At 43.3% G+C, this 15,114-nt stretch carries 12 protein-coding genes; 6 read left to right on the forward strand and 6 right to left on the reverse strand.

All coding sequences use genetic code 11. The features are described from left to right. Positions 1-39 precede the first annotated feature (39 nt). On the forward strand, positions 40-1,308 hold the full coding sequence (gene mutY, locus RCH20_RS08250) for an A/G-specific adenine glycosylase (RefSeq protein ID WP_327193252.1): 1,269 nt from the start codon (positions 40-42) through the stop codon (positions 1,306-1,308). Between the two features lie 123 nt (positions 1,309-1,431). On the opposite strand, the gene RCH20_RS08255 is transcribed toward mutY, so the two are convergent. Together RCH20_RS08255 and rapA are read right to left on the reverse strand one after the other, a co-directional pair. Next, complete coding sequence (locus RCH20_RS08255) at positions 1,432-2,334, reverse strand: acyl-CoA thioesterase (RefSeq protein WP_209956249.1); 903 nt, start codon at positions 2,332-2,334, stop codon at positions 1,432-1,434. Positions 2,335-2,930: 596 nt separating this feature from the next. Beyond that, positions 2,931-5,849, reverse strand: a complete 2,919-nt coding sequence (gene rapA, locus RCH20_RS08260) for an RNA polymerase-associated protein RapA (RefSeq protein WP_327193253.1) — start codon at positions 5,847-5,849, stop codon at positions 2,931-2,933. Between the two features lie 393 nt (positions 5,850-6,242). Here rapA and RCH20_RS08265 point away from each other — a divergent pair, with 393 nt between their 5' ends. Continuing rightward, complete coding sequence (locus tag RCH20_RS08265) at positions 6,243-7,184, forward strand: D-2-hydroxyacid dehydrogenase (RefSeq protein ID WP_327193254.1); 942 nt, start codon at positions 6,243-6,245, stop codon at positions 7,182-7,184. Here RCH20_RS08265 and RCH20_RS08270 read toward each other — a convergent pair. Together RCH20_RS08270 and RCH20_RS08275 are read right to left on the reverse strand one after the other, a co-directional pair. Continuing rightward, a complete protein-coding gene (locus tag RCH20_RS08270; protein ID WP_327193343.1) occupies positions 7,181-8,671 on the reverse strand; it encodes a flavin-containing monooxygenase in 1,491 nt (496 codons plus the stop codon). The genes RCH20_RS08265 and RCH20_RS08270 overlap by 4 nt on opposite strands. A gap of 421 nt (positions 8,672-9,092) precedes the next feature. Next, a complete protein-coding gene (locus tag RCH20_RS08275; protein WP_327193255.1) occupies positions 9,093-9,806 on the reverse strand; it encodes an RluA family pseudouridine synthase in 714 nt (237 codons plus the stop codon). A gap of 344 nt (positions 9,807-10,150) precedes the next feature. Here RCH20_RS08275 and trxA point away from each other — a divergent pair, with 344 nt between their 5' ends. From trxA to RCH20_RS08290, 3 genes are all read left to right on the forward strand, one after another. Further along, positions 10,151-10,477, forward strand: coding sequence for a thioredoxin (gene trxA, locus RCH20_RS08280; protein ID WP_209956245.1), 327 nt, complete (start codon positions 10,151-10,153; stop codon positions 10,475-10,477). A gap of 512 nt (positions 10,478-10,989) precedes the next feature. Next, complete coding sequence (gene rho / locus RCH20_RS08285; protein ID WP_209956244.1) at positions 10,990-12,258, forward strand: transcription termination factor Rho; 1,269 nt, start codon at positions 10,990-10,992, stop codon at positions 12,256-12,258. Positions 12,259-12,727: 469 nt separating this feature from the next. Then, the gene (locus tag RCH20_RS08290; protein ID WP_327193256.1) at positions 12,728-12,961 is read left to right on the forward strand and encodes a hypothetical protein; all 234 of its coding nucleotides are present in this window, start codon (positions 12,728-12,730) and stop codon (positions 12,959-12,961) included. 230 nt (positions 12,962-13,191) lie between these two features. Here the strand turns inward: RCH20_RS08290 and ypfJ are convergent, their stop codons facing one another. Next, entirely contained in the window at positions 13,192-14,070 is an 879-nt protein-coding gene (gene ypfJ / locus RCH20_RS08295; RefSeq protein WP_327193257.1) for a KPN_02809 family neutral zinc metallopeptidase, read from the reverse strand. Positions 14,071-14,503: 433 nt separating this feature from the next. Between ypfJ and RCH20_RS08300 the strand changes: the two genes are divergently transcribed. Further along, on the forward strand, positions 14,504-14,842 hold the full coding sequence (locus RCH20_RS08300; RefSeq protein WP_209956241.1) for a hypothetical protein: 339 nt from the start codon (positions 14,504-14,506) through the stop codon (positions 14,840-14,842). A 107-nt stretch (positions 14,843-14,949) separates the two neighbouring features. Here RCH20_RS08300 and RCH20_RS08305 read toward each other — a convergent pair whose 3' ends face one another. After that, positions 14,950-15,087 carry a hypothetical protein gene (locus tag RCH20_RS08305; protein ID WP_327193258.1) on the reverse strand — a complete coding sequence of 46 codons (138 nt, stop codon included), beginning with the start codon at positions 15,085-15,087 and terminating at the stop codon, positions 14,950-14,952. Between the last annotated feature and the right edge of the window lie 27 nt (positions 15,088-15,114).

Here is a 15,114-nt window from a genome sequence, read left to right on the forward strand (position 1 = left end):
CCAGCAACTTTTTGATAATTAATAATGATATGACCGCCTATGACTCAGCTTACCGCCAATACAAATTCCACAACGTCAGACATTCCTTTAAATCACACGTCTACTTCGCTTAATTCCTTTGCCCCGCGCTTGCTGGATTGGTTCGAAACCAACGGTCGCCATGATTTACCCTGGCAACAGCACCAGACCGACACGCCCAATCCTTATATCGTTTGGTTATCAGAAGTCATGCTGCAACAAACGCAAGTAGCGACGGTACTGCCCTATTTTGCACGCTTTATGAACTCGTTTCCGACGGTGCAGGATTTAGCAGCGGCGGAGTGGGATGAAATAGCCGAACATTGGGCAGGATTGGGCTATTATGCGCGTGCGCGTAATTTGCATAAAGGCGCCAAGCAGCTGGTAGCAATCATTGATGAGACCGGTGACTTTCCGCAAACGCTAGCAGGTTGGGAAGCCATCTCAGGTGTCGGCCCCTCAACGGCTGGGGCAATTATGGCCATGGGCTTACATCATTATGGGGTGATCTGTGATGGTAACGTCAAACGAGTGCTGACGCGCTGGGCAGCAATTGATGGTGATATTACCAAGTCTGCGACTACCAAAGAGTTGTGGGCATTGGCGGAGCGCTTAACCCCTGAGCAACATTCAGGACTATTTGCGCAGGCCATGATGGACATGGGCGCAACCCTATGTACACGGCGCAAACCTGCTTGTCTTTTGTGTCCGCTACAAGAGGACTGTCTGGCGCATGAGCAAGGCCGTGAAGAAGAATATCCAGTCAAAGCTAAGAAAAAACCTAAACCTAGCAAATTTAGTAATGCATTATTAATTCAAAATTCAGCTGATGAAATATTGTGGCTTCAACGTCCTGATAACGGTATTTGGGGTGGCTTGTGGAGTTTACCATTAGAGTTTATAGAGAAAATCGATGGTAAAGCAGTTGCAAATAAACCAGATAATAAAATAATGACTGAACCACAGCTTGATGTTCGTAGTAATGAAAAAGCGTACAAGACAGAATTCACTACTGCTGAGCAAATTATTAATGAATGGTTAAATAAGAATCAGCTAGTAGCAGAGTCAGTGAGTGCGACTTTATTTGACAATGCGCCTGCACCAATCAAGCATTCGCTGACTCATTTTCATTGGTATTTGACCCCGCAACAATTAACCTTAAACACAGAGCAGTCTCAAGAATTGACTACAGCATTGCAAGCAGCTGAAATTAATGTAAATTGGCTAAATAGTGATAAGGCTCAAGCGATCCTAGGATTGCCACGCGCGATGGTGAAGATACTACAATAAGACCTTAGCATAAAGATATAAACCAAAATAAAAAAGCGCCATCATAATTAATTATGATGGCGCTTTAGCTTTAAATACTAGTAAAACAAACAGTAAAACAAGTGAGCAAAATTCCATAGCAAACTAAGACTTCGGAACCCGCAAACGCATCAGCCCTTCTTGCTGTACGGTCGCAACCAGCTTGCCATTTTGCCAAAACTGGCCATGATTTAACCCTTTAGCATTGGAAGTCGTATCACTCCACATGTCATATAATAGCCAATTATTGAGATCAAAAGTGCGATGGAAATGCATCGAATGATCAATGCTAGCTGCTTGTAGGCCACTGGTCATAAAGCTGACACCGTGTGACATAAGCCCCGTACCCACCAAATAAAAGTCAGAAGAAAATGCCAATAGCGCTTGCTGAATGGCAATAGGCTGTGTGCCCAGTTCGCGAATACGTAACCAGTTAGCTTGCTTAGGTTTCATCGGCTCCGGATGAATGGGGTCGCGCGGTTTAACGGGTTTGATTTCCACATGACGGCGGCGCATAAAACGTGATTTGAGAGCATCTGGTACTTTGCCGACGTAATCTTCCTTTAGATCTTGCTCAGCCAGCAGGTCTTCTGGCGGTGGGTAGACAGGCATATTCTCTTGATATTCCAAGCCTTCCTCCATCGGTGAGAAGGAAGCAATCATCGAAAAGATCACTTGCTCGACTGGTGGCTTACCGCGTATTTGCTTATATTGAATAGCAGTCACTTCACGCGCAGATAGGCTACGCCCGTCACGTAATCGGCGAACTTGATAGATGACCGGCTGAGTAATATCCCCACCCCGTAAAAAATACCCGTGCAGCGAGTGACAAGGCTTGTCTTCGGTGAGAGTATGAGCAGCCGCTATTATCGCTTGGGCTAGCACTTGTCCGCCAAAGATACGCGCGCCGACATAGTCATGGCTTTTGCCTTCAAAGACATCAGGGCTAACTTCAATAAGCGCCACTGTGGCGAGTAGCTCATCAATCAGTTGCGAATGATCAGACATGGCGATACGTTTCCTTATCTTTATCAATAACTCTCGCGACCTGACAATGTCAATAAGACATAGTTTAGGGTAGCTTGGGATTTGAATTTAGAACGATATGAAATCACTGGCAGTAATATTCAAGATGAACAATACAGGGGTAATAGCGTTATTACTAGCACTGAAGACGGGTAAGCAAAATGACTATCATAAGAGGAAAAAACAAACATTTTACCCAGTATTTATATTTTTGACCAGTTATTGGTTGCAAGCATTCTAGTATTAAGCTGACTGTTCAGGTTAGGCTGTCTAAAAATCAGTGAAACATCAAAAAGCTAATAGTCAAAAAACGAGATACTATCTATAGTTAAAATACCTTAAAAACGCGACGGTACTGCTGGTATAAGCTTTTTGCAGCCTCTGTCTGCGTAAGCACAGCAAGCAAGAAAAACGTATGCCAGCAGTAGGTCATGTATCGATATTACTTTTCATTGACTATAGTGAGTACCTCGTTGTTATCAAAAAGATCTCTTACTTAAAGACCGCTGCTTAAAACTCACTGCTCAAAGTATCAATCCAGTAACCGATACAGTACTGTAAGTTAGAAGCCTGCAGGTCTATGGCTTCACTGCTACTAGTACACGAATAGAATCAGGTACCAATGACAGGTTTGCCAAGGCTTGCTCGCCTTGGGCTTGTAACTGCTCCAAACGCTCAATCTCTTCAGAGCGCACGTTAGGGTTGATAGTTTGCAAATGTTTAAGGCGTTTTATTTCACGTGACCACTGCTGGCTAAAGCGAGTGCTTGCTTGCTCACCAATGTCAGTCAACTGCTTACGAGCAATGGCTTCAGCTTCATAATAGCGTTGCTCAATAATATCGCCGCGCACTTTAATCACTTGCCGCGCCCGGTTTTTGTCCAAGCGGTCAATATGCGGCATAATCATCTCGGCACTGATACGTGCTGATAAATCACTACCTTGCTCACTAATAAAAATACGAATATTTTGCGATGATAAAGTCGCCGGCAGGTTCAGTAATTTTGGCGCGATGGCTTCAACTCGAAAGTTGACTTCTAGCATAATCATCCCCTGCGGCATGGCAGAACTTTTGAGCATCGCAACCGTGGTATTACCAAAGGTACTGGTACTAGCAAGCTCATAAATAGCGCGCATCAATGGATGTTCATGAGTGATGAATTCGATATCTTCACGCTGCAGCGCCTGCTCACGATCAAAGGTCAAGGTCATACCGTCTTCATTACCGAGCGGCAGACCGTCGATATAGTCACTAATCTCAGTGCTGTCTATCGGCGCAATTGCCCATGAACCATCGCGCTGGATATTATGATCAATATTAGCTGACGCAAAGAAACGCTCAATAAACTGCGGCAATAAAGTATGACTATCAAAGTCATGCATGGCTTCAGCGATCCGACCAGCAACACCCGGACGGCAAGAGTTATATTCTAATAGACGGTCACGACCAGCTTGTAATTGAGCCTCAAGTCCCAAACGGGTGTCCAACGCATCCGCAATAACGTCTTGTAAGATAATACGGTTTTCGGCAGTATCCGCACCTTCAAGCATGGGCTTAAGCATTTGAATATATTGCTCTTGTACACTTTGCGCAGTCGGTGAAATCTGATTGAATATATTCAACGCATTGTGATACCAGTTATATAGCCGCTCTTGCGCCGTCCCTTCAACATAAGGCACGTGCAAGGTGATCTCTTGTGTTTGCCCAATGCGGTCAAGGCGACCAATACGCTGCTCTAAGGTATCAGGATTGGCAGGTAAATCCCATAATATAAGCTGGCTGGCAAACTGGAAGTTGCGACCCTCTGAACCAATCTCAGAGCACAACAATATCTGCGCGCCTTCGCTATCAGCAAAGAACGCCGCCGCTTGGTCACGCTCAAGCAAGGTCATCTGTTCGGTAAAGATAGCGGTCTTGATTCCCGCATGTAGGCGCAATACCGCTTCCAAACTCTCAACTGTTGCACCACTACGTGCAATCAGCAACACTTTTTGATGTTTGAGCTCGCCTTTTAAAATATCAATCAGCCACGGTACACGTGGATCATCTTCTAGCCAGCCGCCATCAGGTTGATTTTCTTCGCCCCATAACTGTTCACGCAGTTTACCTGTGGTCTGGTAGCTGTCTATCCATACATCCGGTAGCGGTAGAGGATGCGCCTGACTACTGCGACCATGAAACCCTTTGACACTCTCGCGGGTATTACGGAATAGGATACGCCCTGTACCATGACGATCTAACAGCTCGTTAAGTGCATAAGTTCGCAGCTTATCATCCTCATTAATAGCGGCCAATTCTTCTTGGCTCACATTTAATAGACTGGTCAAAGCAGAGATTTGTGTGGGATTCAGCGGCTTATCTTCTATCAAAATACTGGCGACCGTTGCGGTCTCTGCAAAAGCTTCTTGACCCTCAATAAACTCGTCTAGATCATCAAAACGGTCCGAATCGAGCAGACGCAAACGTGCAAAATGACTTTGCACACCCAACTGTTCAGGAGTCGCTGTCAATAGCATAACGCCTGGGGTCTCATCAGCAAAGTCAGCAATCAGATCATATTTATCGTTACCGCCTTGCGCCTCATCCCAATGTAGATGATGCGCCTCGTCGACCACTAGCAGATCAAAACCTGCTTCCATCGCTTGATCATATAAATCAGGATGATCGAGCAATAGATCCATACCAGCAATAATACATTGCTCGGTTGCAAAAACATTTTGCTCAGGGTCGTGTTCTTTAATGGCGGCGGTACGTACTAGGTCAAATAGCGCAAAATTTAGATTAAAACGACGGCGCAGCTCGATCATCCACTGGTATTGCAAGCTATCAGGAACTAAAATAAGCACTCGTTCAGCCCTACCTGACAGCAGCTGTTGATGGATAATCAGTCCTGCTTCAATGGTCTTACCCAGTCCAACCTCGTCGGCAAGTAATACACGCGGCGCAATACGTTTACCGACTTCATGAGCGATATAAAGCTGATGCTCGATAATGTCGACGCGAGCGCCCATTAGACCCTTTAGTGGATGACCTGCAATCGCTGCTTGCATACGCAAAATATCTTGGCGTAGCTCATACCAATCCCCACGCTCAATACGTCCTGCTAATAAGCGCTCAAGTGGTTTTGCCAAAGTGATATTGGCCGCAAGGCGGGTTTCCATTATCCCTTTACTAGTAGCTCCTTTAGGAACAACACCTTTTTCATTATCTTCGACACTGTACTTGAGCACCCCCATGACCTCATCGACTGCGGTGACCGTATAGCTATGACCTTGTTGGTCACTAATGCTATCGCCAACCTTAAACACTACGCGAGATAACGGCGCAGAGCTTTTTGCGTAGACGCGGGTCTCTTCGCTTTGCGGGAATAAAATATGCACACAACGGTCGTCTAGATCGACAACTACACCTAAGCCCAGCTCGGACTCAGTATCAGATAAATAGCGTTGACCAACGGCGAATTCAGAACTGTGCAATGAAGCGGTAGAGATAGTCATAGGGCGATGTCTTTTGTACTCAGATGATAAGAAAGTAGATAGCAAATAGGGCAGCAATGTCAGCAGATTATCTTATTCAGCAGATAACGGGACTAACAAGCAAGCTGAACCATTATATAGCGTTAGCGGCTAGATGCGTGCGTTAAGTTGACTTTTCAAGTGCCTAATTACTGGTCGGTACGTTAGCGGCAGAAATATTATGCCGACTGTCTTTACGCTAACGCAAGTTCTCCCTTAATTTGAGTATCTTGTTACAGATTCGATTGCAAAGTCTTAGCCCGCTTAATAAGTGCTTTTTGCGTAACAGCTTTTGACTAACTCAGGCAACGTGCTACATTAAGCTGATAACGACTAGATTGAATATTCAAAATAACTTATAAATAAGGAAGACATATGCAAGCGGTATTTTTAGATAAAGGGACTTTTTCTGATGGCGTAGACTTGTCAGCACCGACTGGGGTTAGCGACTATATTCTTTATGACGACACGCCCAAGGATTCTAACCTTATCATTGAACGTTGCCAAAATGCTGAGATTGTCATTACCAACAAGGTTCAGATTAGTGCTGAAGTGATTGCAAAGCTACCCAAGCTCAAGCTCATTCAACTGACTGCTACCGGTATGAACAATGTCGACCAAGACGCTTGTGCGGCTCATAATGTAACCTTATATAACGTTGCTGGTTATGCCGTCAAAAGTGTGCCTGAGCATACCTTTATGCTGATGCTCAACGCCATGCGCGCCGGTCTGTATTATCATAACAAAGTCGTCGATGGCACTTGGCAGGCTAATGGCAACTTTTGCTTGCTTGATATCCCACTGGTAGATTTAGAAGATAAGACTTTAGGTATTATTGGGGTGGGTACTATTGGTAAACGAGTCACTGAAATTGCACAAGCATTTGGCATGACCGTATTGTGGGCAGAACATCAAGGGCGCGCGCCGCGTAATAACGATTATACGGCCTTTGATGAGGTGTTGGCTCGTGCTGATGTGATTAGCCTGCATTGTCCGTTAAACGAACATACCAAGCACCTTATTAATAAAGAGTCGCTGGCCAAAATGGCCAAAAAAACCCTGCTTATTAATGTGGCGCGCGGTGGCATTGTGGATAGCAAAGCACTTGCTGATGCTATCAATGGTGAGCAGATTCTGGGTTATGGCAGCGATGTGTTTGAGCAAGAGCCCATCACTAACGATGACCCCCTTTTAAGCCTAGGAGATCATCCGCGTGTAATATTTAGCCCGCATAATGCGTGGGGCAGTAGAAGCGCACAAGACACTTTATGGCAAATCTTAAGTAAACAAGTGACAGACTTCATTAAAGTCAATTAACGAGAGAAATGTAACCAATCATCTTTGATTTTACGGTATTTCAGCATAATGCGATCGCTTACATAGTTATGGGTTACATACCATGGATAGCGATCGCCTTGTTTGGGTAACTCGTCTTTTGCACGGCTAACATAACCTGCTGATAATGCGCCTAGTACTGTGTCTGGCCTTACCTGTACCTGTTCTTGCTCAGTTTGAGCCTGCGAACAGACTGTTTTATAATTGTGCTTATCCATATAATCGAGTAGACGTACTACATATTGACAGGCCAAATCAATTTTCAGCGTCCAAGAAGCGTTGGTATAGCCAAACATTAGCGCAATATTAGGCACGCCCTCAAGCAGTACCGCCTTATAAGTCATTCGGGCGCCTACATCTACCTGCTGTCCATCAATATACAAGGCAGCACCGCCTAGCATCTGTAATTTGAGGCCAGTGGCCGTAACAATAATATCCGCCTCAATATGCTTGCCAGATACCAGTGCAATGCCCGTTTCAGTAAAATGACTGATTTTGTCAGTGACGACTTCTGCCCGCTTACCTTGCAATGCCAAAAATAAGTCACTATCCGGCACCGCACATAGGCGTTCATCCCACGGGTTATAACTGGGCGCAAAGTGCCCGACATCAACACCGCTACCCTTGAGGTTCTTTTTCACGCCATGATTTAAAAATGCCTTCATTACTTTTGGCGCATGAGTCGCTAACTGATAGACGCCTTGTTGGAACATCACATTGCGCGTGCGTAGCAAGCTATAAGCTTGACGCTTTGATAACGGCGAAAACTTACCGGACAACCAATCAAGCGCATAATCATCGCCTGGCACACTTGCGACGTAAGTCGGTGAGCGTTGCAACATGGTAACGTGGCGAGCGCATTGCTCGCTACTTTCATCGACCAGTGCGGGTAATAAAGTCATGGCTGTCGCGCCACTACCAATGACGACAACTTTCTTATCATCATAAGCCACATTTTTCCAGTGCTGCGGATGCACGATATTGCCTTTGAACTGTTCTTCGCCTTCAAAATGCGGTTTATAGCCTGTGTCATAATCATAGTAACCGGTCGCGCCGACAACGAAGTTTGCCGTTAAGGTCAACACCTCTCCATTACTATGATTTTTGATCATCGCCGTCCATTGCTGAGTGGCACTTGACCACGACAGCTGCTGCATCTCATGCTGATAGCGAATGTGTTCTGTGACCTTAAATTCGCGGGCAGTATCGGCAATATAGCTTTTAATGTCGACACCTTTTGCTAGCATTTTATGACTTAACCACGGTCGGAAGCCGTAGCCAAACGTCAAGGCATCAGAGTCAGAGCGGACACCAGGATAATTAAATAAATCCCACGTGCCTCCTAAATCAGCGCGTTTCTCTAATACTAAAAATCGCTGGATTGTATTTTGTTTTATAGATTTACGCTTTTTGGGGCTGCTACGTCTAAACAGCCCTCTGCCTGATTGCTGTTGTAAATGGCAAGCCATACCAATACCGGCAATACCGGCACCAATGATAAGTACCTCATAATCTGCCGTAGTCTTGGATTGTGATTTTGAGCGTGTCAATAAACCTTTAAGCCCTTTGCTCGCCGCTTTCTTATTGGCAGTTTTGTTAGAAATTTTATTAGGATCTATATTAATGGCATCTTTACTTTTATGTGCACGCTTATAGCTATCACTGCGCGGCTGAGATAGGGTGTTATCGACCATAATCTTGTCCTTGTTTATTGCTCAATTGTCCTTAACTCATACAACTATAAACGGTTTTGGTGGTACATTCTGCCAAAAGAACGACTGTATCGTCAGCCTATTCTGCCTCACTATTGTTTATTTTTATCCTCGCCTTTCTAACTTAACTGCTCTAGACTTAACTGCTCTAGACTTAACTGCTCTAGACTTAACTGCTCTAGAAAGGTACTGGGCTTTCCCAATCCATCCAGGCACCAAGCGTTGGATGTTTAAGCCGCAGCTGCTGGGCGTGTAGATTAAGCCGTAGGGCAATATTTAGTGCCGTATCTTCTGCATAGATCGGGTCTCCGATAATCACATGACCACAGTGCACCATATGTACTCGCAGCTGATGACTACGACCTGTCACGGGCTTAAGCGCTACCCGTGTGACTATTTGCCCATTGCACTGTTCATGTGCGAGTATCTCATATAGTGTCAGGGCGTGCTTTTGCCAGTTAGGATCGACGATATGGCGCGGCTTAGTGGCTGGCTCGTAACGTACTGGTGCTGATATTTTGCCAGTCGCACCAACACTTTCCCACTCTCCAAACACTCTTGCTTGGTATTTCTTTTGTGGTAAGCGCTCGATGAACTGCTTACTGATATTGGTCTGTGCTGCTGCGTTTTTAGCGAAGATCAACAGCCCTGAGGTATCCATATCTAGACGATGAATCAGTTTTACCGCTGGGTTTGCACGTTCAAGTCGTGACAGTAAACTCACATTTAAAGTTTTGCCCTTGACACTAAGTAGCCCTGCAGGCTTGTCGACTACCCAAATATCATCATCCTCATAAACGGTAACCTGTTTCGCAAATCTCTGAAAAAACTCAAGTGGATAGATACTTTCTTGTAGGTTGAGGGCCGTTGTCTCTTCATCAGTAAAGGGCATAAAAATAGCTACTTATTTTAGTGGATTGAAATGTGAGAGTAATAGTTAATACTAAATCTAGTTTCGCGTTAAGATGACAGCAACTACAGTAGGTAACAGACCAAACACTACCTGTTTCGTTATGTTTCGATTTATTGTGCTAATAGTAATTGTTGAATAATTTAACCTGCTTGTCACTGTTAAGACTTGGCAAACATGTTAATATAATGGCACATTTTAACCCGTTCTTAACTATTCTTTAGCCATTCATTACTCGCTGTCAGAGTAATAGTTGTTTAAACATTATTAACTAACATGCGTGCCATTCGATGGCGATAGACATGGTAGAACAAGAGAGAAAAAATATGTCAGATCTTATTATTAATACCACCGATGCTAACTTTGACCAAGATGTGTTACATTCTGATGTGCCGGTGCTAGTCGATTTTTGGGCCACATGGTGTGGACCCTGTAAATCGATAGCCCCTATCTTAGAAGATTTAGCCGTTGACTATCAAGGCAAGGTCAAAATTGTTAAAGTCGATGTCGATAATAACCCACAAGCTGCCAGTCGTTTTGGTATTCGTAATATCCCAACATTGTTTGTCTTCAAAGATGGCGAAAAAGTTGATTCAGTGATGGGCTTACAGCCAAAAGCTGAATTGGCAAAAGTACTTGATAAACATTTGTAATATTATAGATCTAAAGTATTGAATTGACTGAATGCTTTTTAGCATGATTAAAGAAGCCATTATCTATTTAAGATAGTGGCTTCTTTGCTGTATTTTTAACCAAAAAGTTAGGTTTTGCGACTTTTTTAACGAAAATTATTGACAATGTCATCATGATAACCGTATAGTCTGCTGACAAGGGAAACATAACTGTTTTCATAAGTACCTTGTCGCTATTCTCCCAGTGTTTATCAACAAAAAATACAATTGTTGTCATTAAGCATAATTACTGAATAAAGTTATTGATCTTGAGTTCTTTTCTTTGACTCTTATGTAACCTTCTCTATATTCACTTTTTGTCATCCTGCCACAATGTGTGCAGCCGGTGATAAATTAATACGTAAAAATCAATACTATCTCAAAACTCAACTCCGTGTACATACCCTATTGCTACACTTCCGTTATATTAATCAATGTCGTGGGTTGTCCAGCTACTGGCAATTCTCACCCGATAAATTGCTAATGACCTATCTATGAATCTAACTGAATTAAAGAAGAAAACAATCGCTGAGCTATTGGCCATTGCCAAAGACATGGGTCTTGATAATATGGCGCGTAGCCGTAAACAAGACATTGTTTTTGCTATCCTAAAAACGCATGCCCGTAACGGCGAAGCCATCTATGGTGACGGCGTACTTGAAGTGCTTCCGGACGGTTTTGGCTTTTTGCGCTCATCTGAAGGCTCATATTTAGCTGGTCCTGACGATATTTATGTCAGCCCAAGTCAAATTCGACGCTTTAGCTTAAAGACTGGTGACAGTATTGCTGGCACTATTCGCCCACCAAAAGACTCTGAGCGTTATTTTGCGCTATTAAAAGTTGGCGAGATCAACTTTGATACCCCAGATCGCTCACGTCATAAGCTTATTTTTGAGAATTTAACCCCACTATTCCCCACTGAGCATCTTAAGCTTGAGCTTGGCAACGGTACCACTGAGGACTTGACGGGTCGAATCATTGACTTGATTGCACCCATTGGTAAAGGGCAGCGCTCTATTATTGTGGCACCGCCAAAAGCCGGTAAAACAATGCTGCTACAAACTATCGCGCAATCCATTACTCGTAATAATCCTGAGTGTTATCTGATCGTCTTACTGATCGATGAGCGTCCAGAAGAAGTGACCGAAATGGTACGCACAGTACGTGGTGAAGTAGTCGCTTCAACTTTTGATGAGCCACCGCAGCGTCACGTACAAGTGGCTGAAATGGTTATCGAAAAAGCCAAACGCCTAGTAGAACACAAACAAGATGTAGTGATCTTACTAGATTCTATTACTCGTCTTGCTCGCGCTTACAACACGGTTATTCCATCATCAGGTAAAGTATTAACTGGTGGTCTAGATTCTAATGCACTTGAACGCCCAAAACGCTTTTTTGGTGCTGCCCGTAATGTAGAGGAAGGCGGCAGCTTAACCATTATTGCCAGTGCCCTTATTGATACTGGTAGTAAAATGGATAGCGTTATCTTTGAAGAATTCAAAGGTACCGGTAACCAAGAAATCACTCTAGATCGTGATTTAGCTGAAAAACGTGTCTTCCCAGCGATCAATATTAAAAGATCGGGTACACGCCGAGAAGAACGTTTACTTGATGAAGATAAACTGCGTAAAGTTTGGATTTTACGTAAACTGCTCCAACCGATGGATGGTGTACAAGCGACTGAGTTCTTACTCGACCGACTCAGAGAAGCTAAGACTAACGATGAATTTTTTGAGCAAATGAAGCGTAAGTCACAAAACTAAAATTAACTTAGTTTCTATTATTCAGTAAAAAAAGACCGCTTTAATGCGGTCTTTTTTAGTTTGGCTTTTAGTAATGTCTACAAAAAAGTCAGCGTATTAACAATGCAAACACAATAACATTAAGCAAAACCACAACCAATGATATATTGAAGTAACATCTCTTACAGGGTCTTTGCAAAGATTAGCGTTTCTACTACGACCAATAATAAGTGAATAGTTTACTATTAGACACAGTACGATTCTACTTTATTGATTAATATGACTTTCCAGCCACTTAATTAATTTATAACTATTAATCTATTGTGATGCGAGAAATTAATTTATAAATGAAGTCGAAGTGATTACCAAAAATTTTGATCTCGTCTGCCTTAAAACTGGCTTGTTAGAACTTGTTCTAAGGTTAGACCTTGTCAGAACCTGTAGCCATAGAAATATTTTATTTAATTTTGACAACCTAATAGGTGACAATATGAAATTCGCTAAAACTCTTGCAATGACTGCTATTACAAGCTCAGCTCTTATCATGGGTGGCTGTAACTCTAGTCCATTTGGCAATGCTAGTAATACGGCTAAAGGTGCTGCTGCTGGCGCTGCTGCCGGTGCACTTATCAGAAGTAAAGGCGATAGCAAGGATATCGCTCGTGGTGCATTAGCTGGTGCTGCACTAGGTGGCGCAGGTGGTTACATTATTGACCAGAATTAAATGACTATCTAACAATTTAAGTAATTAGCATTCGTTGAGTTTTTTTGGTTGAACGATTGTCGTTATTATAATTTTAGTTATTATAATTTTAGTTATTATATAGATAGAACTAGAAAAAAAGCCTGCAATCTTGATTGCAGGCTTTTTTAGTTGGCATTTATTTTAACCGTATTTTCCCACAGTGAGGGGACCCCGCTACTATATGGCCCCACTACTACTATATGGCCCCACTAACTAAAGGTATCGCATGATTGTACATTACCACTCTCAAGGCCGCGCGTGAACCAATTAATGCGCTGCTGACTGGTACCATGAGTGAAGCTATCTGGCGTTACAGCGCGACCACTAGCGCGAGCTAGACGATCATCACCAATTTGACCGGCAGCACTTAACGCTTCATCAACATCACCCGCTTCTAAGAACTGTACACGCTGCTGATTCCGATTCGCCCAAACCCCCGCGAAGCAATCGGCTTGTAATTCTTGCAATACCGATAAATTATTAGCCTGCGCTCGCGTGACTTGACGACCGGCTTCATTAACCTGCTGAGTAATACCTAACAAGGTCTGGACATGATGACCAACCTCGTGTGAGATAACATAAGCTTGAGCAAAGTCGCCAGCTTTCCCCTGATTTTCTTCATCGCCTGAGCCTTGTTGGTCTCCAGTTATACCCAGGTTTTGGCGCATCTCTGAAAAAAACGAGGTATCCAAATACACAGTCTGATCGCCAGGGCAATAAAATGGACCAGTAGCTGCTGTAGCGCTACCACAGGCAGAGCTGACTTGCCCATTGAACAAGATTAATGAGGGCTCTTGATAAGTGCCACCGCCTTCATTGAATACTTGATGCCAAACCGCCTCGGTATCAGCAAGCACTACTTCAACAAACTGAGTATCACGGCTATCATCATTGGCAGGTTCAGTCGATGTATTGGTACCACCGCCCGCTACAACTTGACCAGTCTGTAGCGCGGTCATTGGATTTACGCCAAACACTAACCATAGAATACCAGCAATAATAATACCGCCAATACCACCACCAATCACCTTGCCACCACCACTACTTGTGCGGACGTTAGAGCTACCTCGCCTGCCTTGCCACTTCATAGCGTTCTTCCTTAGCTATACGTTACCTGCTGTTAAGTATTTCAATAGTTATTTATCTTAATAACTTGATTTAGAACTTATTTAGACTTTATTTATATTCTAGATCACTTAAGATTTTTGAAACGAGTGATTTCAAATCATGTTAAATGATATAAAATATGATAAATCTAGCTGAAAAAGCAGCAGTTTTGTTAAGTATACTTAAATTGATTTAAAATATTGTATTAAAACTTATATCAAAGCAAACTCGAGAAACGACGTTTACTACTTTATTGTTACCAAAGTGTAGTAACTCTTTTCTTTTGAAAAAAAAAGATATAGAATGCGTGAAAGCTGAGTAGCTGTGACTAAAGGGAGTCGGAAATTCGAGATATATCGAAGTTTCAACCCCTCGTTGCTGCTACGGCTCATTTCAATTTCCGGAGAATATAGTATGAAACTTAAATTACTTGCACTAGCTGGTATTATGACTGCAACTATGGGCTTAACTGCCTGTGACAGCAACAAAGAAAACGCTGCTGAAGATTTATCTGACGCGCAAGAAGAAGTGCAAGATGCTTCACAAGAGCTAGACGAAGCTGCTGTTGACGGCGAGCCTACTGTTGAAGCTGATGCTGCTGTTGCTACTGCTGAAGCTGAAATTGCTGATGCTCAAGCCGCTACTGCGACTACTGAAATGGATGCTGAAGTACCTGTTGACGGCACTATGGCTGGCGATACTGAAGCCGCTGACGCAGCTGATGACGTTGTTGTTGAAGAACCAGCTCAGTAATTTTTATTACTATTATGGTCGCTAAGATTATAATGGATGTCTAATACTATAAATAAAAAAGAGAGCCTATGCTCTCTTTTTTGATGCCTGCTTTATTGCTCACCTCACTAGCTTCGTTGAACACTAAGCTCAGTCATTAAGCCGCGTGCGGATTCAGCGCTCATCAAGTACGGATTAAAATCAGCAGTGGTAGAGTATTTGAGATAAACTGCCGCATTCTGTTCATTAAGAGAAGCCTGGTTCATCGACCATTTGGACCACTCTCTATGCTT

Origin of the sequence: Psychrobacter sp. PL15, assembly GCF_035984995.1 — a bacterium.
GTDB lineage: Bacteria > Pseudomonadota > Gammaproteobacteria > Pseudomonadales > Moraxellaceae > Psychrobacter.

What these genes read in the sequence shown, in the direction of transcription:
- trxA (WP_209956245.1), top strand. Translation starts at nt 10,151, where the DNA reads ATGTCAGATCTTATTATTAATACCACCGATGCTAACTTTGACCAAGAT.
- RCH20_RS08255 (WP_209956249.1), bottom strand. Translation starts at nt 2,334, where the DNA reads ATGTCTGATCATTCGCAACTGATTGATGAGCTACTCGCCACAGTGGCG.
- rho (WP_209956244.1), top strand. Translation starts at nt 10,990, where the DNA reads ATGAATCTAACTGAATTAAAGAAGAAAACAATCGCTGAGCTATTGGCC.
- RCH20_RS08290 (WP_327193256.1), top strand. Translation starts at nt 12,728, where the DNA reads ATGAAATTCGCTAAAACTCTTGCAATGACTGCTATTACAAGCTCAGCT.
- ypfJ (WP_327193257.1), bottom strand. Translation starts at nt 14,070, where the DNA reads ATGAAGTGGCAAGGCAGGCGAGGTAGCTCTAACGTCCGCACAAGTAGT.
- RCH20_RS08275 (WP_327193255.1), bottom strand. Translation starts at nt 9,806, where the DNA reads ATGCCCTTTACTGATGAAGAGACAACGGCCCTCAACCTACAAGAAAGT.
- RCH20_RS08305 (WP_327193258.1), bottom strand. Translation starts at nt 15,087, where the DNA reads ATGAACCAGGCTTCTCTTAATGAACAGAATGCGGCAGTTTATCTCAAA.
- RCH20_RS08300 (WP_209956241.1), top strand. Translation starts at nt 14,504, where the DNA reads ATGAAACTTAAATTACTTGCACTAGCTGGTATTATGACTGCAACTATG.
- RCH20_RS08270 (WP_327193343.1), bottom strand. Translation starts at nt 8,671, where the DNA reads ATGGCTTGCCATTTACAACAGCAATCAGGCAGAGGGCTGTTTAGACGT.
- rapA (WP_327193253.1), bottom strand. Translation starts at nt 5,849, where the DNA reads ATGACTATCTCTACCGCTTCATTGCACAGTTCTGAATTCGCCGTTGGT.
- RCH20_RS08265 (WP_327193254.1), top strand. Translation starts at nt 6,243, where the DNA reads ATGCAAGCGGTATTTTTAGATAAAGGGACTTTTTCTGATGGCGTAGAC.
- mutY (WP_327193252.1), top strand. Translation starts at nt 40, where the DNA reads ATGACTCAGCTTACCGCCAATACAAATTCCACAACGTCAGACATTCCT.